We start from the raw sequence: 21,211 nt of genomic DNA, 5'->3' as shown, positions 1-21,211 counted from the left end.
GGACAAAGATAGATCATTACGATTTATTCGCTGCTTAATTCGTAGTCGCGTATAATGGGATAGTTAAAATAGCCGCGGGAAACGGTGATGCGTAAACTTTTGTAGCCGGTGAAGTCGGTACCGCAGGGATAGGCAAAACTCTTTTCAGTACCGTGGTAATTAATGCGGACGGCGGGCTCCACACAACGTCCCCTGCTCGACCGGCCCTGTTGTTGTATTTCAGAAATGGGTACTATTGTAGTCACAACATTTTCGTCCGCCAGGTAGTAATTGGTCGCGAGACCGGCATAAACGATGGGACTGCCAAGTACTGCAATGTAATACACGACCTGTCCCCAAAGTCTCCCGTCAATTCTACCTCGAAAGCATAACGTTCCTATAAGGCCAACCAGTGCCCATATGACAAACACCAGTGATACAGGGATGATGGTGGCCTCCAACAATTCGGTGGTGACTAAGGCAATCCACGCGCCCATAAAGAAAGTGATGATGAGTGTCCTGTTGCCCATCTGTCGTTTTGCTTTGGGCCCCGTTGGAGCCGGAGCAACGGGCGGCCGCATCCCCAAATGTCTTTTACTTATGCGCTGTTCGCTGCTCATGAGTCAACAATATAAAAAGGAAGACAGCAATGCCGTCTTCCTTTAGTATCAGTATCCAAATAAAAATTCAATGATAACATCCACACCAAACAGCCCCCGCGAAATGGCCAGATCTATATAGTCGCCGCTCTTGTCGACAGCCCGCGGCGGCAGCCATAATGTCCGCCCCCGAGTTCAATCGTCACAAAAAAGCGCTCCGTCTGCCAACCAGTCGGCATTCCTTTTCGCCCCAACTCCGACTCCATGTTGGAATTGTACGAAATGATCGGCTCCCGCACAAACCTGATATCCTCTCCCCGGAAAAAGAAATTCATGATCAGGAAGCGCGATACCGGTAATCCTCCCAAAGTAAATACGTTATACACGCCTTGCCAGAACTTTTGTATGTACGTTCAAATGGTTTGCTAACGGTTTGCGCATGAAAGGAATGGCAGCCAGCCCAACAACGAACATCGTCAGTAACAGCCACCATTCTGGCAAGAGTTTCCGAAAAAATATTAGGCCGGGTATCGCCAGTAACACGGAAAGCACGAGCAATGCATGTAATATATTCTTGCCGCTCATTACTTCGCCCCCGGAGGACAATTTTGCCTCAAAAAGTTAGTATACAACTGCGACAAATGCCCCGTCGTACCCGCCCCTTCATTAATGCTATGCGTACGGTTCGGGTAAGCCATCATCTGGAATTGTTTACCATTCTTAACCAACTCGTTGATCAGCATCTCCGCATTCTGGTAATGCACGTTATCATCACCGGTACCATGGATGTACAACAGTTTGCCCTTCAGGTTTTTAGCATAAGTGATGGGAGAACCTTTTACAAAGTCTTCCATGCTTTCCTGGGGAAGCCCCATGTAACGCTCCTGGTAAATGTTGTCGTACGTCAGCTGGTTGCCAACTGCGGCAACAGCAATGCCGGTGCTGTAAATCTCGGGATACTGGAACAACAGGTTCAGTGTCATGGAACCGCCGCCGCTCCAGCCCCATACCGCGATGCGGGTCGGGTCTACGAACGACCATTTCATGATTTCTTTAGCACCCATCGCCTGGTCGCGTGCATTCACGATACCCAGTTTGCGGTAGATGGACTTGCGCCATGCGCGGCCCTTTGGCGCGGGGGTACCACGGTTGTCCAGGGAAATGTAGATGTAACCATCTTTCGCCATATCACCGGCATACAGGCGATTATAGCCTGCACCGTAAGTATCGGTTACGGTTGCACTGGCGGGTTCGCCATATACGTAAAATACGACGGGGTATTTTTGGTGGAATCAAAGTTCTCCGGTTTTACCATCCAGCCGTCCATGGTAACGCCATCTGCGGTAGTCACCTGGAAGAATGTGATGTTGCGGGCAGCGCTGCCGCCGTTGTTGCCGAGGTTTCGTACCGTTTTATGGTCGGGCAGACTGATAATCCCACCCTGCTCACGTTGCTGGTGGTTCTGGAAAGTATGATAGGCGTATGCGCCGTTAGGGCTTACCTGGTAATCGTGGCTGCCCACTTCGTTTGCGGGGGTAATGCGTTGAGCCGTACCGGTACCATCCAGGTTTACCTTGTATAAATACTGTTGCGTGGCATTATCGGGCGACGCCAGAAGTAAACCGTATTATGCGCCTCGTCGATGCGGGAAATTTTTATTACATCGTAGTTTCCTTTGGTGATCAGCTTTTCCTGTTTGCCGTCTGCAGAAATGCTGTAAAGGTGACGCCAGCCGTCTTTTTCGCTTACCCATAGGAACGACTTATTGTTCTGTAGCCAGTCCCAGCCGGAAATCTTATCATCTTCCCAACGGCTTTTCACGTCGAGCCAGGCACTGTCGCGTTCCTGCCAGATGGTTTGGGTTTTGCCGGTGGCGGCCTGCGCCAGCATTACTTTACCCACCTGTTGCTTGCGATCCAGCTGTTGCAGGATTAATTCGTTTTTGCCGGGCACCCATTCCATGCGCGGAATATAATGTTGCTGCGCATCGCCGGGCACCTGCAGCCAGGTGATCTTTTTACTGTTGATGTCGATCACGCCCACCCGGCAGGCCGAAGGACTTTCCCCCACTTTCGGGTACTCTACCGGTACGATGTGGGAGTAAATGGAATCCGTGTTATTTATCATGTAGAAGTCGCGGATCTTGGTCGCGTCGATTTGCCAAAAAGCAATCGACTTACTATCCGGACTCCAGCGGAAACCGTCGCGGCAACCGAATTCTTCCTCATATACCCAATCGAACGTACCATTGATGAAACGGCGGGTGCCGTCTTTAGTTAACGGCTGGATAGCACCGGTGGTTACATCTTCTACGTATATATTACGGTCGCTCACGTAAGCCACCTTTTTACCATCGGGCGAAAACTTGGCGAACATCAGTGAGGCCTCGGGTTTGCCTTTGCCCAGCTGCTGCAGTTTTTTAGTGGCTATGTTGTACAGCCAGTAGTCGCCACGGGTATGATAGCGCCATACCTTACGGGTATTGGCGAAAATCAGCACCTGCTTTTCATCTTCCGAAAAGCTGAAGTCTTTTACCTGCAACGGTTTGCCGGTGGCGTCTTTCAAATCGGCAAAAGGTACGGAGGGAGTACTGCTAAGGTCTTTTAAGTTGATGGCGTAAATGCCATTGTCTTCGAGACTGTAGAACGACTGGCCTTCTTTGGTCCATTTAAAGCCTTCTCCGGGCAACTGCGCTTTAGCAGCAGTGACGGACGACAGGCAGCATATGGCCAACAAATAACGGGTCAGGTTAAAGCGGGAGAGATACATAGCTGTTTATATAATGAGCTTTAAAAATAAAGGAATTCCTCGAATTACACGGACCGTTGATGGAACACATCAATACGCATTAATAAAAAAACCAATCAATTATTTTGTCAATTTATTTTTTTGCGTATTTTTATGAATCTATTAAAATCCTATTAATAATATAAAATCCTATTTGAGAAAAAAAAGGAACTATGGTACAGGTAACCTATTCTTACAAGAACCGGGAGTTCTTTCAATTGGAAGACCGATTAATGAACCAGCTGGCCGAAAGTGGCAAACGCCTTCTTTTCGCGTTACTGGAACCAATGGAAGAGCTGCTTATGACCGAGGACGGTAAAATCCGCATCTGCCTCGACGAGCGTCCCAACATCGAGCTGGAAGGATTCAGCGCAGCCATCAAACGTAAAATTGAATGCACCTTGCGTGGCGACGAGGACGAAGTGAACTAAACATTATTTACTACATAAGGAAAACGGAGCAAGACACAACTTATAATGAGTTGACTTGCTCCGTTTTCTATTTTAGTGAGATGGAATGTTTTAGGCTTCCAGCTTTTTACCGGTCCCGCCGCTTAGCAGGTAAAGGGCTGCCATGCGAATGGCCACGCCGTTTTCCACCTGTTGCAGGATGATGGACTGTCCGCTGTCTGCAGCATCGGAACTTAACTCTACGCCCCTGTTAATCGGACCGGGGTGCATAATCACGATCTCTTTATCCGGCTTTCGAGCAATGCCCTGTTAACGCCATACACGAGTGAATATTCGCGTAAGGAACTGAACAGCGGGGTGTTCTGCCTTTCGAGCTGGATACGCAGTACGTTGGCCACATCGCACCAGTTGAGGGCTTCGCGCAGGTTATATGTAACGTTTACATCCAGTGCAGCTGCTAAGTGTTTGGGAATGAGCGTGGGCGGACCAACAACGGTTACCTCGGCGCCCAATTTGCGCAGGCAGTATATGTTGGACAAGGCTACACGGGAATGCATGATATCGCCGCAAATAGCGACCTTCTTCCCTTCTACCCCTCCTAACCTTTCGCGGATGGAAAATGCGTCGAGCAGCGCCTGCGTAGGGTGCTCGTTGATGCCGTCGCCGGCGTTCACGATCGGTACGTCGATGTGTTTGGCCAGAAGTGCGGCGCCCCGCTGGCGGAGTGGCGCATAACGACCATATCCACTTTCATGGACAGGATGTTATTCACTGTATCGATCAAGGTTTCGCCTTTGGATACAGACGATCCTGATGCGGAGAAGTTCACTACATCGGCGCCCAGGCGCTTTTCTGCCAGCTCAAAGGAAATCCTTGTGCGGGTAGAGTTTTCGAAGAAAACGTTGACGATGGTAGTGTCCCGGAGTGTAGGAACCTTCTTGATAGGCCGTTGTAAAACTTCCTTGAATTGATCAGCAGTTTGAAAAATAGTTTCTATATCCTGACGCTTCAGATCGCGTATACCGAGTAGATGTTTTACTGATAATGACATGCTAATTTGCAAATATAAAGGCGAAAATGAAATTCTGAAAATCTAATTCGTAGTGCCGTTCTCCAACACCACTTCATCCTTCCCGTCACGTTCCTTCCACAGTACCTTAACCTTTTGCGTAATAAATGCATCGATGGTGCGGCCGGTATAATCTGCCTGTATCGGCAACTGGCGGCTGAAACGGCGGTCGATGAGCACCAGCAGTTCTACGGCAGACGGCCGGCCGAAGTCCAGCATGGCGTCCAGTGCCGAGCGTGTAGTACGACCGGTATACAACACGTCATCGATCAGTACGATGCGTTTGTTCTCTATAGAAAAATCAATATTGGTTTCATTCGGCACATGTATCGCGTTGCCCTGTTTAAAGTCGTCGCGGTAAAAAGTAATATCCAGCTTACCATACGGGATCTCCGTACCGGGTAACAATTTTTTCAGGTTATCATAAATCCTGTCGGACAAATAAATGCCTCTCGGCTGAAGCCCGATCAGAACGGAATTATCAAACGGAAAGTGATTTTCGATAAGCTGATGACAAAGCCTGTCGATCGTGATGGCCTGTTGTTTATCGCTCAAAATGGTCTTCAAAAGTTTTCGTTTTAGAGGTCAAAAATAACAATTCCTGCTGAATCATCCACAAACATAAAAGTTATCGAGCGCGCGATAATTTATCATTTTACATATTAACAAAAAATTATTTTTTCGCTTGTTCGTATCAAACTAAACATTAGTTTTGCTCATCATATTTAATCACCATATCACACGAAAATGAAAAAAGTTACGATCAAAATGATGATGGCGGGCGCGTTCCTGCTCGGTATGACTCAATTCGCAAAAGCACAATCCAAGGCTAATTTCCTGGGCGGTTCTGCTGGCATCGTTACCACAAACAACGAAGCAACTGAAGAAAAAACAAATGGCTACGGCATCGATCTCCGCTTCGGTCATTACATCCAACCTAAATTGGCTATCGGTATTCGTTTAGGCTATACCGGTTCTAAAGATGAAACCACTGTTGCCGGCGCAACTACGACCGACAAAACCAGCGATTTCAGCGTAGCTCCTTTCGTTCGTCTGGAAACTCCATTATGGCAGACTAAGTTCTCTATCTACAGCGACCTGGGTATCTATGGCGCTTTCGGTACAGAAACTTCTGAAGCCGGTGGCGTAGAATCAAAGTACAAAACAACTGGTTTCGGCGCTTTCTATGAGCCCGGTATCCTGTTCCACATCAAAGACAACATCTCCCTGCAAGGTTCTTTCGGTAACCTGATCGGTTACGATTACAAGCAAGGTAAAGCTGACGGCTCCGATGTGAAAACCACTTCCAACTCTTTCGGCATCGCTGGTGACCGTATGGGCCTGGACAACTTCAAGTTTGGTATCAACTTGAAATTCTAAGTAAACATCTCACCTTCTCTGATTTTTTTAAAAGCCCGGCGGTTATCTGCCGGGCTTTTAACTTTTATACTACCGCTTCCAGCCCGTTTTTTGTGGTAACTTTACCATACATTTTTTACCATGAAAACGCTTTTCATCACCATGCTTGGTTTTTCACTCTTCGGTTCCGGTAATACGGAAGGACAATTAAAGGTAGGCGACAAAGTGCCTGCGTTTCAATTGCAGGATCAAAACGGACAAACATTTCTCCCGGAAGAAGAACTGGGCAAAGGTCCGCTCGTTATTTACTTTTATCCGAAAGATGAAACGCCGGGCTGTACCAAAGAAGCCTGCTCTTTCCGCGATTCCTTTACCGCCTTCAGCGACCTGGGCGCAAAGGTCATCGGCATCAGCAGCGACGACGTGGCTTCGCACAAACAATTCGCCGATAAGTACCGCTTACCGTTTACGCTGCTCGCCGACGAAGGCGGCCAGGTGCGCAAACTGTTTGGTGTTCCCAAGTCACTGGGCATGACCGGCAGGGTAACTTACGTGATCAATAAAGAAGGAAAGGTGATCCACATTTTCAACTCTCAGTTACAGGCAACGAAGCATGTGACGGAGGCGCTGGAGGCGATTAAAAAGGTTAAGGAAAGTTGTTGTGGGTGCAGTGTGCAACGGCGGATGAATAGAAAAACAATGTTAAGTACATAAATGAGTAAGGCCTGGACGTTATCCGGGCTTTATTTTTTTATACAGACGCAAAGAAAAAGGGCTGACAGCCAACGCCATCAACCCTTTCTTCCAAAATTTCAATTCAATATTATGCCTCGTTCAGGAACGGATAACGGTAATCTGTCGGCGGCACCAAAGTTTCCTTCACGGTGCGCGCGCTCAGCCAACGATACAGGTTCAAGGCCGAACCAGCTTTATCATTGGTACCGGAAGCTCGGGCGCCACCAAATGGCTGCTGCCCTACTACCGCGCCTGTCGGTTTATCATTAATGTAAAAGTTACCTGCAGCGTTCACCAGTTTACGGGTGGCCAGTTCTACCGCGTAACGGTCCTGCGCCAGGATAGAACCTGTGAGAGCGTATTCGGAAGTGCTGTCTACAACTTTGAGTATCTCATCGAATTGTTCCGCATCGTACACGTAAATCGTCAGCACCGGGCCGAAGATCTCTTCGCACATGGTTACGTATTTCGGATCAGTGGTCTCAATTACGGTAGGTTCGATGAAGAAGCCTTCTGTTTTATCGTAGTTGCCGCCTGCGATGATCTTCGCTTTCGGATCTTTCTTCGCATTGTCGATGTACTGCGCAATTTTATCGAAAGAGCGCTCATCGATTACTGCGTTCACGAAGTTGGAGAAGTCTTCTGTCGTGCCTTTTTTCATGCTCTTCAGGTCTGCTACCAGCTTGGTTTTCACCGCTTCTGCAATGTTGCTTGGCAAATATGCACGGGATGCAGCGGAGCATTTCTGTCCCCGGTACTCGAACGCGCCGCGCGCCAGTGCAGTGGCTACTACATCTACGTCGGCGGATTTATGCGCCAGTACAAAGTCCTTACCGCCGGTTTCACCAACGATGCGGGGATATGTTTTGTACTTGTGGATGTTGTTGCCGATCGTCTTCCACATGGTCTGGAATACGCCGGTAGAGCCGGTGAAGTGAATACCTGCAAAGTCGGGATGTGCGAAACAAACATCGCCTACAGTAGGTCCGTCTGTATATACCAGGTTGATCACACCGGCAGGCAGGCCTGCTTCGATGAAGATCTTCATGATCATATTGGCAGAGTACACCTGCGTATTAGCAGGTTTCCATACCACTACGTTACCACACATGGCGGCAGAGGCAGGCAGGTTACCGGCAATGGCGGTGAAGTTGAACGGCGTAACGGCCAGCACGAAACCTTCGAGGGGACGGTACTCCAGTCTGTTATGTACACCAGGTGAGCTGATGGGCTGCTGGCGGTAAATTTCGGTGAGGTAGTGAACGTTGAAACGCAGGAAATCAATGATTTCGCAGGCGCTGTCGATCTCGGCCTGGTACGCGTTTTTGCTTTGGCCGAGCATGGTGGTACCATTCATATGATAACGGTACTTGGTGGCCATGAGGTCTGCCGCTTTCAGGAAGATGCCTGCACGGTGCTCCCAGGGCATGTTCGCCCAGTCTTCTCTTGCTTTCAGCGCAGCGTCGATAGCGGCGGTAACGTGAGCAGCATCTCCCATATGGAAATGGCCCAGCTTGTGCTTACGTTCGTGCGGGGGACGAAGATCAACGGTTTTGCCGGTACGAACTTCCTGTCCGCCGATGTACATCGGGATATCTGCCTGTTCTGCTTTAAAAGCGGCCAGCTGTTTCTTGAGTGCTGCGCGTTCCGGGAACCCGGTGCATAGCTTAACACTGGTTCATTTGCAGGTGCTGCAAAGTCAAAATAAGCGTTATGCATTGGTGTAATGTTTTTTAAAAGGTTGGTATATGATTCACATGATTACTGCGCTTCTTCCTTCTGCATCATCAGGTATGCCTTGATAAATCCTTCCAGGTCGCCATCCATCACAGGGCCAACGTTACCTACTTCATAGTCGGTGCGGTGGTCCTTGATCATTTTATAAGGATGAAAAACATAAGACCTTATCTGGGAACCCCATTCGATCTTGCGTTTATTGGCGTTGGTCGCATTTTTCAGTTCCTCCCGTTTGCGGATTTCTTCTTCATACAAACGTGATTTCAGCATGGTTAAGGCCTTTTCGCGGTTCTCGCCCTGGGTCCTTGCCTGCTGGCATTCGATGATAATGCCGCTGGGAATATGCTTCAAACGCACCGCGGTTTCCACCTTGTTCACGTTCTGTCCGCCCTTACCGCCGGAACGATAAAATTCCCATTCCAGGTCGGCCGGGTTAACGGTCACCTCAATGGTATCGTCTACCAGCGGATACACGAATACAGATGCGAAAGACGTATGCCTGCGGGCATTGGAATCAAAAGGTGAAATACGCACCAGGCGATGCACGCCGCTTTCCGCTTTCAGCAGTCCGTAGGCGAAGTCGCCGTCGAACTCCAGGGTGGCGGATTTAATGCCTGCGCCATCACCATATTGTACGTCGATCTCAGAAACTTTCCAGCCCTGTTTTTCGCCATACATGCGGTACATGCGCAACAGCATCTCGGCCCAGTCCCGGCTTTCCGTTCCGCCTGCGCCCGAGTTGATGGTGAGTACGGCCGGCATCTCGTCTTCCGGCTGGTTCAGCGTGGATTTAAACTCCAGCTCATCCAGGGCGACTAATGCCTTTTTATAGGCCTCTTCCACCTCTTCTTCGGTCGCTTCGCCTTCCTTTTGGAAGTCGAGCAGCACGGCGCTGTCCTCCACAGCGCTGCGCACGCTGTCATGAAGGTCAACCCAGAACTTGTTTACCTTGATTTCCTTAAGAATACCCGTGGCGCGTTCGTTATCGTCCCAAAAGCCAGGGGCCAGCGTCAGCTGCTTATCGTTTTCAATTTTAGCTATACGGTCCTGGACGTCAAAGAAAACCTCCCAGGACGTACAGACGGTCCCTCATATGTTTAAGTTGCTCGATTGTCATAGGGCGCAAATGTAAGCAAAATTTAAGAGAATGTACCGCGGTGGCAACAGATGGATAATTGCGGCAAACCCGCGCTAAACGTTAATTATCATCTGCTTAACCTGTATTAACCGGGATGAGCAGTACCGTAACTCACCAACCGGATCGTTAATTAAAGAAAGGAACAATATTTGTTCAAACTCAGCTTATTGAAAACCTACATTGTATGAGCATTGCTATAAATCTCTCGCGTTACCGCCAGCAGGCGGTCTTTAATCTCGTTGGACTCATCATCGTGATTACCGTTAATGCACTGGCCAATATTTTACCTATTAATGGGAAAGATACCGGCACCCTCTCCGACCAGTATCCGAATTACTTTACGCCGGCCGGACTTACTTTCAGCATCTGGAGTTTGATTTATTTCGGGTTGATATTGTTTGCGATCTACCAGGTGTGGCTTGCCTTTTCGCGCGGGCACCGGAAGAACTGCATAATTTCATGTCGCGCATGGGCGGGCTGTTCCTGCTAAACTGCCTGGGTAATGCCTGCTGGATATTTGCCTGGCATTATGAGCAGGTGGCATTGTCGCTGGTGATCATGCTGGTGATCCTCACCAGCCTGCTGCTCATCCAGCAACGCTTCGGCATATTTCTGCCCGGAACACCCGCGCGGGAGCGTTTCTTCGTACACATTCCGTTCGCTATTTACCTGGGCTGGATTGCCGTAGCCACCATCGCTAACACCACTGCGCTGCTGGTGCACATAAACTGGCTGCCTGCCATGTCGCCAGGATGGGCCCTCATCATGTGCGGGGTGGCCACCATTTTTACCCTGCTGGCGATCTTCGGGCGGAATAACATTCCTTACGCGTTGGTAAGCCTTTGGGCGCTGGCTGGTATCAACTTAAAAAGATCGGCTGCCGGCGGTGCTGAAAATGAGAACATTATCATTGCCGCCAGTGTTTGTATGGTGGTAATAGGCCTTGCTATTATTATCCAATTGTTTCGTTCAAGAAAATCCATGATCAGGACAAGGCATTAAGGTCAGAAATGTATACTTTTGGTACCACCTAAATAATGTAATATGTTCCCAAAGACTGATTTAACCAGCACGAAAGCATGGGGCGCGCTCGCAGCGCATGCCGAGGAGATGAAAAAGACACAGATGCGTCAGCTGTTCGCCGATGATGCGAAGAGGTTCGACAAGTACCACCTTCAGTTGGAAAACATCCTGTTCGACTATTCTAAAAATATTATTACCGATAAAACCTTAACACTGCTGCAGTCGCTGGCGAAAGAATGCCAGTGCCGGAAGCTATTGCAGCGATGTTCGGGGCCGAAAAGATCAATGCCACCGAAGGCCGCGCCGTATTACATACCGCGCTGCGCAACTTCTCCGGCAAACCGGTGCTGCTCGATGGGCAGGACGTGATGAAAGACGTACAGGAAGTGCTCACCCGCATGGAAGTTTTCTGCAACCGTGTACACGCCGGCGAATGGAAGGGTTATACGGGTAAGCCTATACGTTACATCGTAAACATCGGCATCGGCGGTTCCGACCTCGGCCCCGTGATGGTGACAGAAGCGCTGAAACCGTTCTGGCGCCCAGGTATGCAACCTTACTTCGTATCGAACGTAGACGGCACGCACATCGTGGAAACACTGAAGAAAGTAAGTCCCGAAGAAACCCTCTTCCTTATTGCATCCAAAACCTTTACCACGCAGGAAACCATGACCAATGCCAACACCGCGCGCGAATGGTTCCCGGAACATGCGAAAGATGAAGCACATGTGGCGAAGCACTTCGCGGCACTGTCTACCAACGAAAAGGCGGTGAAAGCCTTTGGTATCGATACCGAAAACATGTTCGGCTTCTGGGATTGGGTAGGCGGACGTTACTCCCTGTGGTCCGCCATTGGCCTGTCCATCGCGCTCACAGTGGGTTTCGACTACTTTAAAGCACTGCTGGAAGGCGCCTTTGCGGCAGACGAACATTTCCGCACAGCGGCATTCGAAGAAAATATCCCGGTGCTGATGGCGCTGATCGGCCTCTGGTACGGCAACTTCTTTGATGCCGATTCAGAAGCCATACTTCCCTACGACCAATACATGCATCGTTTCGCGGCGTATTTCCAGCAGGGGAATATGGAGAGCAACGGCAAATATGTAGATCGTTCGGGCAAGCCCGTTAGTTACCAGACCGGCCCTATCGTTTGGGGCGAACCCGGCACCAATGGTCAGCACGCATTTTACCAGCTGATCCACCAGGGCACCAAACTGATCCCGTGCGACTTCATCGCGCCAGCGATCAGCCAGAACCCGGTGAGCGATCATCATAATAAATTACTGAGTAACTTCTTCGCACAAACGGAGGCGCTCATGAACGGCAAAACGGCAGAAGAAGTACGCGCCGAACTGAAAGCCGCGAAAATGGACGATGCCGCGATCGAAGAACTGACGCCGTTCAAAGTATTTACCGGCAACCGCCCTACCAACTCGTTCCTGGTGAAAGAAATTACGCCCAGAACGCTTGGCAGCCTAATTGCGTTATACGAACACAAAATATTCGTGCAGGGGGTTATCTGGAATATCTACAGCTTCGACCAGTGGGGCGTTGAGCTGGGTAAACAGCTGGCCAACAAAATCCTCCCCGAGCTGGGTGGCGACGAAAGCATCAGCAGTCACGATTCGTCTACCAACGGCCTGATTAATGCGTTTAAAGCCATGCGTAAATAATATTGTCATTTATACATGAAATGCCTGGAAACCTTGGTTTTCAGGCATTTTTGTTTTTATGGGCCGTTAGGAAGATAAGCTGCCCAAAGTCCGGCAAGACGGTAACGTTCAGGCATAAAAAAAGCCCCCGGTTGTCCGGGGCTTACAATTATTTTCGATAACAAAGGGAATGGACTACCATTTGTCTACATCATCTCCAGATGCGGAAGCTGCTGCTTCTGCTACTACAGGTGCTTCCACCTCATGAGCAGTTACTGCTGCTACTTCGTCAGCAGATGCGCTAACTTCAGCAGTGTCGATACCGTCTTCTTCATCGCGGGAATAATCGTGGTTGTAAGCATCAAAATCGAAATCAGGCATCAATTCTGTTTTTACATAATTGATCGTTTCGGTGAGCGCGTTCAGAAACTTGTTGAAGTCTTCTTTGTAAAGAAAAACTTTGTGCCTGTCATAACCGTTGTCGTTGAAGCGCTTTTTGCTTTCCGTGATGGTCAGAAAGTAATCGTTGCCACGTGTGGTTTTAACATCAAAGAAATAAGTTCTTCTTTTACCCGCTTTCAATCGCTTGGAAAAGATGCTGTCGTTGTTTCTTTCCTGTTGATTGTTGTTTTCGTACGCCACAGTTGATAGATTTAAGGTTGTTAACGAATCAAATCCTGTTTTTATTATCAATAATCAACAAATATACAATTGTTTCTCAGATAACAAAATATTTTTAAATGAATTTGAAAAATCATTTGAAAATGGCTGAAATCTGCCTTCACAGGGCATTACAAGGTATCAAAACATTTCAATTTTAGCCTTCTTCATCGGTTTGTTGCTGCCTTGCATAGAGCTCGGCATAATACCCATTATTGGCCATCAACTGGTCATGGGTGCCGGTTTCCACGATCCGGCCCTCATCGAGCACAATGATCTTATCGAACGAAAACAGCGCAAATATGCGGTGGGTAATGATTATAGCGGTCTTACCCTTCAAAAATGCATACAGGTTGCCAATGATTTCCTTCTCCGTACGGGCGTCTACGGCAGACAGGCAATCGTCGAACACCATCAGGTTTGGATTACGGATGAGGCCCCTGGCTATCGAGATGCGCTGTTTCTGGCCGCCACTAAGCGTTACGCCCCGCTCCCCCACTACAGTGTCAAAGCCGCCCGGGAAGTTCAGGATGTCACGCTCCACGGATGCCTGGCGCGCTGCGAGCTGTACCAGTTCCTGCGTGGCCGTTGGTTCGCCGAAACGGATGTTATTGGTAATCGTATCCGAAAACAGGAATACATCTTGCGGCACATAACTCACCTGGCTGCGCAGGCTGGCCAGCTTCACGTTACGGAGATCGTGCCCGTCCACACTGATGCTGCCCTGCTGCGGATCGTACATGCGGATCAGCAGCTGCGCCAGCGTGCTTTTACCCGAACCTGTACGGCCGATCACCGCCACTTTTTCTCCCGGTTTAATCGTCAGGTGAAAATCCTTTAACGCCTGTATGCCGGTGTGCGGATAGGTAAAGGACACGTGGTTAAACGCCACCTCTCCCTTCACGCTGATATCCTGCGCCTGCGGGGTATCTTTTATTTCGGGTTCAATATCCGAGAATTCGTTCAGCCGCTGTTGTGATGCTGCAGCACGCTGTATCATAGAGGCTACCCATCCTATCGAAAAGAAAGGAAAAGTGAGCATGTTTACGTAAATCACAAACTCCGCCAGGTTACCGATGGTAATCGTTCCCTTGCTTACCTGCACGCCACCGATAAAAATGGTGATGATCACACTCAGGCCGATCATCAGCGCCATTACCGGCTGGTACAGCGCGTCCGTTTTCGCCAGGCTCACAGAGCTTTCTTTATACGCCTCGCTGGCCGCATCAAAGTGCCCGGCCGTCGCATCTTCCTGCACGTAGGATTTTATCACCCTGATGCCGGAGTACGACTCCTGCGCAATGGAGGTGATGTTCGACAACTGCGCCTGTATTCTTTCGCTTTTACGGTGAATGATGTGGTTCACATAATAAATGGTAAGCGCCAGGAAAGGCAGCGGGGAAATCGTGTAAATCGTCAGCATCGGGTTTACCTGCCACATGAGGTACACGATGATGATGAGCATGAATACGGTGCGGGTCGCGTACATCACGGCCGGCCCCACATACATGCGCACACGGGAAACGTCTTCCGTAATACGGCTCATCAGGTCGCCCGTCCGGTGCATTTTAAAGAAATTCAGGTCCAGTTGCTGGTAATGCCGGTAAATCTCGTTTTTCAGGTCGTACTCGATGTGGCGCGACATCACAATGAGGGTCTGTCTTTGCAGGAACATGAAGAAGCCGCTCAACAGCGCCATCGCCAGGATGCCCACGCCATATAACGCCAGCACCTTGGTAAAGTCGCTGCGGAACAGGTCTTTTACAGGTGTATCGCTGATGATGCGGTAGTTGTTGAGGTTTTGTTCCAGCAGATCGAAGATCTGCCGCACCATAATCGGCTGGAACACGCTGAACACGATCGACACCACCGTAAAAATCAACCCCAGCGAAAATCTCCATTTATACTTCAGAAAGTATTTATTCAGTGCAAGAAGGTGTTTCATACCTGCAAATTAACGAGAATGGGCTTAAAACAGAAATGGCGCCGGATAAACGGCGCCATTTCTTATCAACTGTATTTCAATTATAATTTTGCGAGCGTTTCCACGATGCGCTGTTTCGCTTCTTCAACAGATACATCTTCTTTTTGAACTTCTGACCGGTGATGTTTTCGAACAGCTCGATATAACGGTCGCTTACGCTGGTCACAAAAGCATCGTCCATATCCGGTACCTGCTGGCCTTCTTTACCCTGGAAGCCGTTCGCCATCAGCCATTCGCGCACAAACTCCTTACTCAGTTGTTTCTGCGGTTTGCCGGCGGCCTGGTTGGCTTCGTAGCCTTCCGCATAAAAGTAACGGGAAGAGTCCGGGGTGTGTATCTCATCGATCAGGTAAATCTGGCCGTTATGGTGACCAAACTCGTACTTGGTATCCACGAGCATCAGTCCTTGTTTCGCCGCCAGTTCGCGACCACGTTTAAACAGGGCCAGTGTATATTGCTCCAGCTGCTCGTATTCTTCTTTGCTCACACGGCCGGAAGCAATGATCTCTTCGCGGGAAGTATCCTCATCATGGCCTTCGTGTGCTTTGGTGGTAGGCGTGATGATCGGCTCGGGGAAGTAGTCGTTCTCCTTCATGCCTTCGGGCATGGTTACGCCGCAAAGTACCCGCTGGCCGCTTTTGTAAGTACGCCATGCATGACCAGTCAGGTTGCCGCGCACCACCATCTCTACCGGGTAAGTATCGCATTTAATCCCGATGGTTACATTGGCCACCGGCGTCGCCTTTTTCCAGTTAGGTACAATGTCCTGGGTAGCGTCCAGCATGATCGTCGCAATCTGGTTCAGTACCTGACCTTTATACGGTATCGGCCTGGGCAGCACTACGTCGAATGCAGAAATCCGGTCGCTCACCTGCATGACCATCCATTTATCTTCTATTGTATATACGTCACGCACTTTCCCTTTGTAGAAAGCGGTTTGTCCCGGGAACTGAAAAGTAGGTTCTGCCATGCTTCTATAATTGTTTGTTCGTTCGTTCCGGCGAATGCCGCCGGATAATAAACCGCTGCAAAAATAGCTTAGCACTGCCAATTTCAAAAATAATTGCCCTGCGGGTAAATATTTCCCCCGATCGCTCCCTTTTTTACACGGTAGCGACACATAAAATAAAAGGAGGACTAACGCCCTCCCTTAATCATGTTCCGAGAAACGAACCGTATCCTGCCCGCCCACATTCGGGCGCTTGTTCAGCGAGGTGTCGCTGGCGGCGGTGGTATCGTGACGAAGATTAGTTGTGTCAAAAGTCTGGGTGGTATCGTTAAAAGGCAGGATGGAATCTTGCGATGCCTCCGACCTGTTGTTGTTACAGGCGACCAGCAGCAGGGCTGCGGCCGCGGCGCCAAACATGGATTTTTGTAAAGTAGGTCTCATATTGATAAGTTTTATAGCCTGGTCGTGGTGTCGGTCGGCGCAGGGATCGAAGTGTCTTTTCCGGGTACGGTGCTGACAGAATCCAGGGCCGGCGCAGTGGTATCGCCGCTGTTGGTGCGCGAGCTGCTGCTGCACGAATACAGGAGGATAACGAAGAACAGGAATACCATGGCCGTAACGGCGGCGCGCAACAAACCTGCGATGATATTATTTTTTCTCATAAACTGGTGTTATTCAGGTTAAATGGATTTATGTAAAATGTACCTTAATAATTATGCCAACATGTTATATACAGCCAGGCATGCTTTTGTTACCTCTGTATTGATGGAATCACACCTTTACACTGAAACACTGCAGATGTTGGTTTCGCTCATGATCGGTTCCGTATTGGGACTCGAGCGCGAATACCGGCGGAAAGCCGCGGGCATCCGTACGATTGCCCTGATATGCGCCGGCTCCACCTTGTTTACGATATTGTCCCGGGAACTGGGTGCCCCCAACAGCATGGACCGTGTCGCCTCCAACATCCTGACCGGCGTCGGCTTTATTGGAGCGGGCGTCATTTTTAAAGGAAAATATTCAGTAGATGGCATAACTACCGCCACCACTATCTGGATCGCCGCCGCACTGGGCATGGCCGTTGGCATGGAGCACTACCTTGTAGCCACCTTTTCGCTGTTTGGCACCCTGCTGGTCCTGACCGGCCTCAAGTACCGGAGAACAAACTGGAAGCCCTCCGCCAGCGGAAACAATACGCCATCCGTTGTTACCATGACCTGAGTCACATTCAACTTGAAGCGATTTTTGAGCAATATCACCTACGTTATAAAACGCTGGTGACTAGCCGCAATGACGCAGTATTTGAGTTTAAATATGAACTAACAGGTAAAATATCAAACATGAACATGCTAAATGAATACCTTTTAACCGAAAAACGGGTTCTAGGCTTCGAAATAGAGGCTACTTATTAAAGATTAATTGATTATGCAGATTGATTACGAAAAAATCTCCGTCACTGCTGCGACACTCCTCCAAAAACAACTGCGCGAAAAGCTGATTTTGCAACCAATTGATACTGACATAAAAATCGTGGGTGGAGCAGATATTTCCTTTAACAGATTCAGCCCGATTATCTATGCCGGCATAGTTTTACTGAGCTACCCCGACCTACAGCCCATCGGTCAGTCGACGGTGATCACGAAGGCTAATTTCCCTTACGTACCCGGCTACCCGGCCTTCCGCGAAGTGCCGGCCTTGCTGCAGGCGTGGGAGCAATTGTCCCGGAAACCGGACCTAATGGTGTTTGACGGGCACGGCATCGCCCATCCGCGACGACTCGGCGTAGCCTCGCATTTTGGGGTTATTACAGATACGCCTTCCATTGGCTGCGCCAAACAACCGCTATTCGGGCAATACACAATGCCCGATGTTACAGCAGGTAGCGTCTCCCCAATTAAAGATAAAGATGAATTACTGGGATATGCCTTCAGGACACGCAACAAGGTGAAGCCGGTATTCATATCACCAGGGCACCGTACCGATGCCGACAGCGCCCTGGCTTTCATGCGTACCTGCACCCGCGCGCATCGCCTGCCGGAACCAACCCGCCTGGCCCATAATGCCGTTAACGAACTACGCGCCAAACACCAGGAGTAACAATACGCAAACCCCTCTTCATTAAGATTTTACTTTACTTCTTCTTCCGTGTCATTAACACAACACCAAGGATCACGATCACCGAGCCGATGATGCCATCGGGGTTCAACATTTCGTCCAGCACCAGCCAGCCGAGGAACAGGGCCACTACCGGGTTTACATACGCATATGTGGAAGTAATACGTGGCGGCGCGTTTTTCGTCAGCCAGCTATAGGAAGTGTAGCCAACGAGCGAACCGAGGAATACCAGGTGCAGGAAGGCGATCCAGGTACGAAGATTCACGTTTGCCAGTGCGCTCCAGTCATCGCGCTCCAGGCATACGCTCATCACGATGGTGAATATACAACCTGATAACATCTGGATAGCCGTGGACGTCAGTTGCCGCGGCATTGGCAGGCGTTGTACGAGCAAAGAGCCGAGTGTCCAGCAGATGGAACCGGCGATCACCACGAACAGTGGCCATTTCGGGAAGTCGAACTGCGCGCCGCCCCGGAACGGGTTAAAGATGAAGAACAGGCCGATGAAGCCGATCAGGATACCCCACAGGGTCATGGCCGCGGGCCTCTGTTTAGAGAAGAACAGCCAGTCCTGCGCCACGAAGTACGCCGGTGCGGCCGCTACCAATAGCGCCACCAACCCTGACGGCATATAATGCACCGCCAGCGCCACACCGCCATTGCCGACGCCGATCAACAACACGCCCACCAGGGAAGCCGATGCCCATTGCTTACCGGAAGGCCATTCCTTTTCCTTCACCATGCCGATCACGAACATGATCATCCCCGCCGTAAAAAACCGGAAGGCCGACAACAGGAAGGGCGGCACTATTTCCGTGGCTACCTTCATGCCCAGGTAGGTAGATCCCCAAATGATGTAAACAGCAATAAGGCAGGTTACCAGCATCGTGGAGCGCTGACGGGACGTATTATCAGGCGTGTTCATTCGTTTTGTTGCTTTTTCCGTTCGTAGAATTGTTTCACTTTGTGCAGGTCGCCACAGGTCGCCATGTTGCACCACCTGCGCGAGCGGTTCTTGCTCTTATCGATGAACAACCAATGGCAGGCCGGGCATTGCCGTACACGCAACAGCTGTTCGCTCCCAATACTTCCACCGCCGACTTCACCACCAGCCAACCCGGCAGGTTCAGTTCCGGCGTTAAAAATGAAAGCGTTGCAGGCGTCTTCTTAGATAAAAATTCAAGACTTAACTGTCCGAAAGCGGCCGCAAGGTACGGATTAAACTGTTCTACCAACGCGGGATCAGGCGAATGCCCCGCAGCCTGCGCGGCAAATAGCCGGTATAGCAATTCCCGCAGGACGATCAGTTGCTCAAATACCACGTTGGCCCTGGGAGGGTAAGCTTTCGCCATTCGCTCCAGGGTCTTGATCACCGCCGGTTTTAATGCCCCCGTATGCCGGCACCAGGCCAGCACATCCGCGTAACTGCCGAGGTAGTCGTGCGGCTGCTCCACGCTGCGGTCATGGAGGGTGTTCGTAAAGTCGAGACATAAGGCGCCACCGTCGAGCAGCAGGCTGGAAATGGATCGTTGAACGCTCATAGTTAACCGGTAAAAGCATTTTAGATGGTTAGATAAATATACAGCTTTCTCGTGGAAGCAGCAACTGTTTAGCACCTTCAAGTGATCATCAAAGTAAATACTGATAATGATTTGATAATTAGCTGACATGCATGCTACGAAGGATGCAGGGAATATCGGGGCAGCCGGCCGCTACAGCTACTACGGCCGTACAGTATCAATTATAAATAGCATAATTACTCCGCCGTACGGGGCGGATAAACCGGTAGTCAGAGAAAAAATAAAGCCGGCCTGGAAAAAATTCCGGCCGGCTGTTTTCACACCTTAATCTATCTTTCTCAGGAATGGTAATTAAGCTTGCGAGGCCCCGTCAACCAGGTTAACGGTCCCTGAAACAAATTTGCTCTCGTCAGATGCTAAGAACACCACCATGTCGGCTATTTCCGAAGGTTGTGCATATCTTCCGAATGGAATTGATTTCTCCAGTTCTTTTTTGCTTCTTCTCCATGTCCATTACTAAATCCATCTTCTAATGAACGCATCATGCGGTTGTCCACCGGGCTCGGATTCACGGTATTCACCCTGATCTTGCGGGGAGCCGCTTCCAGGGGCTACGCTGCGCATTACGCCAATCACCGCGTGTTTGCTGGTGTTGTAAGCGCTGGTTCCCGGGGAGCCCATTACGCCGGCTACGGACGAAGTAATAATAATGCTGCCACCGTCTTTCATTTCGGGGAGCACATACTTACATCCGAGCCAGACGCCTTTCACGTTCACTGCTATCACCCTGTCAAAAACTTCCTCAGGATACTCCGTAATGGGTTTCACCACACCTTCGATACCTGCATTATTAAAGAAGATATCGATTTTCCCGAAGCGCTTCACGGCCTCTTTCACATATCGCTCCACATCCGCGCTTTTTGTCACATCTGCCACTATATAGTCAACATCCGCACTTCCCAGTTCTTTCACTGTCTTTTGTAACGCTTCCCCGCTTAAGTCTACTAAAATTACTTTTGCGCCAAAGTCCGGGAACTTCCTGGCTGTTGCGGCCCCGATAGATCCGGCGCCGCCGGTTATGATGGCCGTTTTGTTTGCTAATCTGCTCATAATCGTCTGTTTTACTTCGTCCTTCAGTTCGTTTCTCAAATACGATGTAAAGTTCCCGGTTTTTACAGGCAAAAACGGGTACTAACTGCACCATATATAGCACAATCCGAACATTAACAAGTCTTTAGAAAGCGTTTAACTGACGGGGGTAAGCGCCTGCTGGCGGAAGCTCTCGGGGTAGTGCCGGTCTGTTTCTTGAAAAACCGGGAAAAGTAGGATTGCTCACTAAATCCCAATTCGTAGGCGATTTCCTTGATAGACTTCCGTCCATGCCCGATTTCGCGCTTGGCTTCGATGAGTAATAGGTGGTAAATGATCTGGCTGACCGTGAAACCGAACTTTTCGCGCACGATCTCGTTCAGCCTTTTTGGGGTGATGCCTATTT

General features: G+C 49.7%; 26 protein-coding genes and 3 pseudogenes. 9 read left to right on the top strand and 20 right to left on the bottom strand.

The annotated features are described in order from the left end of the window. Positions 1-23: 23 nt before the first annotated feature. From MKQ70_RS08685 to MKQ70_RS08665, 5 genes are all read right to left on the bottom strand, one after another. Positions 24-509 (bottom strand): hypothetical protein, encoded by a 486-nt coding sequence (locus MKQ70_RS08685; RefSeq protein ID WP_248069963.1) that lies wholly within the window; start codon positions 507-509, stop codon positions 24-26. 203 nt (positions 510-712) lie between these two features. Then, entirely contained in the window at positions 713-964 is a 252-nt protein-coding gene (locus MKQ70_RS08680) for a hypothetical protein (protein WP_248069962.1), read from the bottom strand. Between the two features lie 198 nt (positions 965-1,162). Next, positions 1,163-1,765: an alpha/beta hydrolase family protein gene (locus MKQ70_RS08675; RefSeq protein WP_248069961.1), complete on the bottom strand. Its 603-nt coding sequence runs from the start codon at positions 1,763-1,765 to the stop codon at positions 1,163-1,165. A gap of 44 nt (positions 1,766-1,809) precedes the next feature. Further along, positions 1,810-2,100, bottom strand: a complete 291-nt coding sequence (locus MKQ70_RS08670; protein WP_248069960.1) for a hypothetical protein — start codon at positions 2,098-2,100, stop codon at positions 1,810-1,812. Between the two features lie 47 nt (positions 2,101-2,147). Next, complete coding sequence (locus tag MKQ70_RS08665; protein ID WP_248069959.1) at positions 2,148-3,347, bottom strand: DPP IV N-terminal domain-containing protein; 1,200 nt, start codon at positions 3,345-3,347, stop codon at positions 2,148-2,150. A gap of 191 nt (positions 3,348-3,538) precedes the next feature. Between MKQ70_RS08665 and MKQ70_RS08660 the strand changes: the two genes are divergently transcribed. Further along, a complete protein-coding gene (locus MKQ70_RS08660) occupies positions 3,539-3,796 on the top strand; it encodes a hypothetical protein (protein ID WP_248069958.1) in 258 nt (85 codons plus the stop codon). A 90-nt stretch (positions 3,797-3,886) separates the two neighbouring features. On the opposite strand, the pseudogene MKQ70_RS37975 reads toward MKQ70_RS08660, so the two are convergent. The 3 genes and pseudogenes from MKQ70_RS37975 to pyrR form a co-directional block, all read right to left on the bottom strand. Further along, positions 3,887-4,449 (bottom strand): annotated as a pseudogene (locus MKQ70_RS37975) (aspartate/ornithine carbamoyltransferase family protein). Continuing rightward, complete coding sequence (locus MKQ70_RS37970) at positions 4,446-4,826, bottom strand: aspartate carbamoyltransferase (RefSeq protein WP_282456272.1); 381 nt, start codon at positions 4,824-4,826, stop codon at positions 4,446-4,448. Before MKQ70_RS37970 ends, MKQ70_RS37975 begins: the two are co-directional and overlap by 4 nt. 42 nt (positions 4,827-4,868) lie before the next feature. Next, positions 4,869-5,411, bottom strand: a complete 543-nt coding sequence (pyrR, locus tag MKQ70_RS08650; RefSeq protein ID WP_248069957.1) for a bifunctional pyr operon transcriptional regulator/uracil phosphoribosyltransferase PyrR — start codon at positions 5,409-5,411, stop codon at positions 4,869-4,871. A 180-nt stretch (positions 5,412-5,591) separates the two neighbouring features. Between pyrR and MKQ70_RS08645 the strand changes: the two genes are divergently transcribed. Together MKQ70_RS08645 and MKQ70_RS08640 are read left to right on the top strand one after the other, a co-directional pair. Next, positions 5,592-6,224, top strand: coding sequence for an outer membrane beta-barrel protein (locus MKQ70_RS08645; RefSeq protein WP_248069956.1), 633 nt, complete (start codon positions 5,592-5,594; stop codon positions 6,222-6,224). A gap of 120 nt (positions 6,225-6,344) precedes the next feature. Beyond that, positions 6,345-6,917, top strand: coding sequence for a peroxiredoxin (locus tag MKQ70_RS08640; protein WP_248069955.1), 573 nt, complete (start codon positions 6,345-6,347; stop codon positions 6,915-6,917). Positions 6,918-7,026: 109 nt separating this feature from the next. On the opposite strand, the gene pruA is transcribed toward MKQ70_RS08640, so the two are convergent. Both pruA and prfB read right to left on the bottom strand, forming a co-directional pair. Beyond that, complete coding sequence (pruA, locus tag MKQ70_RS08635) at positions 7,027-8,532, bottom strand: L-glutamate gamma-semialdehyde dehydrogenase (RefSeq protein ID WP_248081177.1); 1,506 nt, start codon at positions 8,530-8,532, stop codon at positions 7,027-7,029. A gap of 167 nt (positions 8,533-8,699) precedes the next feature. Further along, a protein-coding gene (gene prfB, locus MKQ70_RS08630) for a peptide chain release factor 2 (protein WP_248069954.1) occupies positions 8,700-9,792 on the bottom strand; the annotation gives its coding sequence in 2 pieces (ribosomal slippage) (positions 8,700-9,731 and positions 9,733-9,792; 1,092 coding nt in all). A 205-nt stretch (positions 9,793-9,997) separates the two neighbouring features. Here prfB and MKQ70_RS08625 point away from each other — a divergent pair. The 4 genes from MKQ70_RS08625 to pgi are packed head-to-tail and all read left to right on the top strand — an operon-like array spanning position 9,998 to position 12,509. Beyond that, positions 9,998-10,303 carry a TspO-related membrane protein gene (locus MKQ70_RS08625; RefSeq protein WP_248069953.1) on the top strand — a complete coding sequence of 102 codons (306 nt, stop codon included), beginning with the start codon at positions 9,998-10,000 and terminating at the stop codon, positions 10,301-10,303. Next, positions 10,273-10,815, top strand: coding sequence for a TspO-related membrane protein (locus tag MKQ70_RS08620; protein WP_248069952.1), 543 nt, complete (start codon positions 10,273-10,275; stop codon positions 10,813-10,815). The genes MKQ70_RS08625 and MKQ70_RS08620 overlap by 31 nt, the downstream gene beginning before the upstream one ends. A 42-nt stretch (positions 10,816-10,857) precedes the next feature. Next, a complete protein-coding gene (locus MKQ70_RS08615) occupies positions 10,858-11,205 on the top strand; it encodes a hypothetical protein (RefSeq protein WP_248069951.1) in 348 nt (115 codons plus the stop codon). Then, a complete protein-coding gene (gene pgi / locus MKQ70_RS08610; RefSeq protein WP_248069950.1) occupies positions 11,100-12,509 on the top strand; it encodes a glucose-6-phosphate isomerase in 1,410 nt (469 codons plus the stop codon). Before MKQ70_RS08615 ends, pgi begins: the two co-directional genes overlap by 106 nt. Before the next feature lie 174 nt (positions 12,510-12,683). On the opposite strand, the gene MKQ70_RS08605 is transcribed toward pgi, so the two are convergent. The 5 genes from MKQ70_RS08605 to MKQ70_RS08585 all read right to left on the bottom strand — a co-directional run bounded on the left by MKQ70_RS08605 (position 12,684) and on the right by MKQ70_RS08585 (position 16,743). Beyond that, a complete protein-coding gene (locus MKQ70_RS08605) occupies positions 12,684-13,130 on the bottom strand; it encodes a DUF3276 family protein (protein WP_248069949.1) in 447 nt (148 codons plus the stop codon). A gap of 175 nt (positions 13,131-13,305) precedes the next feature. Continuing rightward, positions 13,306-15,093: an ABC transporter ATP-binding protein gene (locus tag MKQ70_RS08600; protein ID WP_248069948.1), complete on the bottom strand. Its 1,788-nt coding sequence runs from the start codon at positions 15,091-15,093 to the stop codon at positions 13,306-13,308. Between the two features lie 76 nt (positions 15,094-15,169). After that, positions 15,170-16,102: a phosphoribosylaminoimidazolesuccinocarboxamide synthase gene (locus MKQ70_RS08595; RefSeq protein WP_248069946.1), complete on the bottom strand. Its 933-nt coding sequence runs from the start codon at positions 16,100-16,102 to the stop codon at positions 15,170-15,172. A 180-nt stretch (positions 16,103-16,282) separates the two neighbouring features. Continuing rightward, complete coding sequence (locus tag MKQ70_RS08590; RefSeq protein ID WP_248069944.1) at positions 16,283-16,522, bottom strand: hypothetical protein; 240 nt, start codon at positions 16,520-16,522, stop codon at positions 16,283-16,285. A gap of 11 nt (positions 16,523-16,533) precedes the next feature. Then, entirely contained in the window at positions 16,534-16,743 is a 210-nt protein-coding gene (locus tag MKQ70_RS08585) for a hypothetical protein (protein WP_248069943.1), read from the bottom strand. A 136-nt stretch (positions 16,744-16,879) separates the two neighbouring features. Between MKQ70_RS08585 and MKQ70_RS08580 the strand changes: the two genes are divergently transcribed. Together MKQ70_RS08580 and nfi are read left to right on the top strand one after the other, a co-directional pair. After that, positions 16,880-17,302, top strand: a complete 423-nt coding sequence (locus tag MKQ70_RS08580) for an MgtC/SapB family protein (protein WP_248069942.1) — start codon at positions 16,880-16,882, stop codon at positions 17,300-17,302. A 204-nt stretch (positions 17,303-17,506) separates the two neighbouring features. Next, positions 17,507-18,178, top strand: coding sequence for a deoxyribonuclease V (gene nfi / locus MKQ70_RS08575; protein WP_248069941.1), 672 nt, complete (start codon positions 17,507-17,509; stop codon positions 18,176-18,178). A gap of 34 nt (positions 18,179-18,212) precedes the next feature. Here nfi and MKQ70_RS08570 read toward each other — a convergent pair whose 3' ends face one another. The 5 genes and pseudogenes from MKQ70_RS08570 to MKQ70_RS42085 all read right to left on the bottom strand — a co-directional run bounded on the left by MKQ70_RS08570 (position 18,213) and on the right by MKQ70_RS42085 (position 21,176). After that, positions 18,213-19,121: an EamA family transporter gene (locus MKQ70_RS08570; protein ID WP_248069940.1), complete on the bottom strand. Its 909-nt coding sequence runs from the start codon at positions 19,119-19,121 to the stop codon at positions 18,213-18,215. Then, on the bottom strand, positions 19,118-19,231 hold the full coding sequence (locus MKQ70_RS42090) for a CGNR zinc finger domain-containing protein (protein ID WP_372489944.1): 114 nt from the start codon (positions 19,229-19,231) through the stop codon (positions 19,118-19,120). Before MKQ70_RS42090 ends, MKQ70_RS08570 begins: the two co-directional genes overlap by 4 nt. A 56-nt stretch (positions 19,232-19,287) precedes the next feature. Further along, a pseudogene (locus MKQ70_RS08565) lies at positions 19,288-19,737 on the bottom strand (ABATE domain-containing protein); the annotation flags it as partial. Positions 19,738-20,067: 330 nt separating this feature from the next. Continuing rightward, a pseudogene (locus MKQ70_RS08560) lies at positions 20,068-20,826 on the bottom strand (SDR family NAD(P)-dependent oxidoreductase). A 113-nt stretch (positions 20,827-20,939) separates the two neighbouring features. Next, positions 20,940-21,176: a helix-turn-helix domain-containing protein gene (locus tag MKQ70_RS42085; RefSeq protein ID WP_372489943.1), complete on the bottom strand. Its 237-nt coding sequence runs from the start codon at positions 21,174-21,176 to the stop codon at positions 20,940-20,942. Positions 21,177-21,211: the final 35 nt, after the last annotated feature.

Origin of the sequence: Chitinophaga sedimenti (assembly GCF_023156195.1) — a bacterium.
GTDB lineage: Bacteria > Bacteroidota > Bacteroidia > Chitinophagales > Chitinophagaceae > Chitinophaga > Chitinophaga sedimenti.
This window is presented reverse-complemented; position numbering and strand designations above follow the sequence as displayed.

Bases quoted from the DNA above. Each gene is read 5' to 3' on its own strand.
- MKQ70_RS08685 (WP_248069963.1), bottom strand. From the start codon at position 509: ATGGGCAACAGGACACTCATCATCACTTTCTTTATGGGCGCGTGGATT.
- MKQ70_RS08675 (WP_248069961.1), bottom strand. From the start codon at position 1,765: ATGGCGAAAGATGGTTACATCTACATTTCCCTGGACAACCGTGGTACC.
- MKQ70_RS08665 (WP_248069959.1), bottom strand. From the start codon at position 3,347: ATGTATCTCTCCCGCTTTAACCTGACCCGTTATTTGTTGGCCATATGC.
- MKQ70_RS08660 (WP_248069958.1), top strand. From the start codon at position 3,539: ATGGTACAGGTAACCTATTCTTACAAGAACCGGGAGTTCTTTCAATTG.
- MKQ70_RS37970 (WP_282456272.1), bottom strand. From the start codon at position 4,826: ATGTCATTATCAGTAAAACATCTACTCGGTATACGCGATCTGAAGCGT.
- MKQ70_RS08645 (WP_248069956.1), top strand. From the start codon at position 5,592: ATGAAAAAAGTTACGATCAAAATGATGATGGCGGGCGCGTTCCTGCTC.
- MKQ70_RS08640 (WP_248069955.1), top strand. From the start codon at position 6,345: ATGAAAACGCTTTTCATCACCATGCTTGGTTTTTCACTCTTCGGTTCC.
- MKQ70_RS08625 (WP_248069953.1), top strand. From the start codon at position 9,998: ATGAGCATTGCTATAAATCTCTCGCGTTACCGCCAGCAGGCGGTCTTT.
- MKQ70_RS08620 (WP_248069952.1), top strand. From the start codon at position 10,273: ATGTCGCGCATGGGCGGGCTGTTCCTGCTAAACTGCCTGGGTAATGCC.
- MKQ70_RS08615 (WP_248069951.1), top strand. From the start codon at position 10,858: ATGTTCCCAAAGACTGATTTAACCAGCACGAAAGCATGGGGCGCGCTC.
- pgi (WP_248069950.1), top strand. From the start codon at position 11,100: ATGTTCGGGGCCGAAAAGATCAATGCCACCGAAGGCCGCGCCGTATTA.
- MKQ70_RS08600 (WP_248069948.1), bottom strand. From the start codon at position 15,093: ATGAAACACCTTCTTGCACTGAATAAATACTTTCTGAAGTATAAATGG.
- MKQ70_RS08595 (WP_248069946.1), bottom strand. From the start codon at position 16,102: ATGGCAGAACCTACTTTTCAGTTCCCGGGACAAACCGCTTTCTACAAA.
- MKQ70_RS08590 (WP_248069944.1), bottom strand. From the start codon at position 16,522: ATGAGACCTACTTTACAAAAATCCATGTTTGGCGCCGCGGCCGCAGCC.
- MKQ70_RS08585 (WP_248069943.1), bottom strand. From the start codon at position 16,743: ATGAGAAAAAATAATATCATCGCAGGTTTGTTGCGCGCCGCCGTTACG.
- MKQ70_RS08580 (WP_248069942.1), top strand. From the start codon at position 16,880: ATGTTGGTTTCGCTCATGATCGGTTCCGTATTGGGACTCGAGCGCGAA.
- nfi (WP_248069941.1), top strand. From the start codon at position 17,507: ATGCAGATTGATTACGAAAAAATCTCCGTCACTGCTGCGACACTCCTC.
- MKQ70_RS08570 (WP_248069940.1), bottom strand. From the start codon at position 19,121: ATGAACACGCCTGATAATACGTCCCGTCAGCGCTCCACGATGCTGGTA.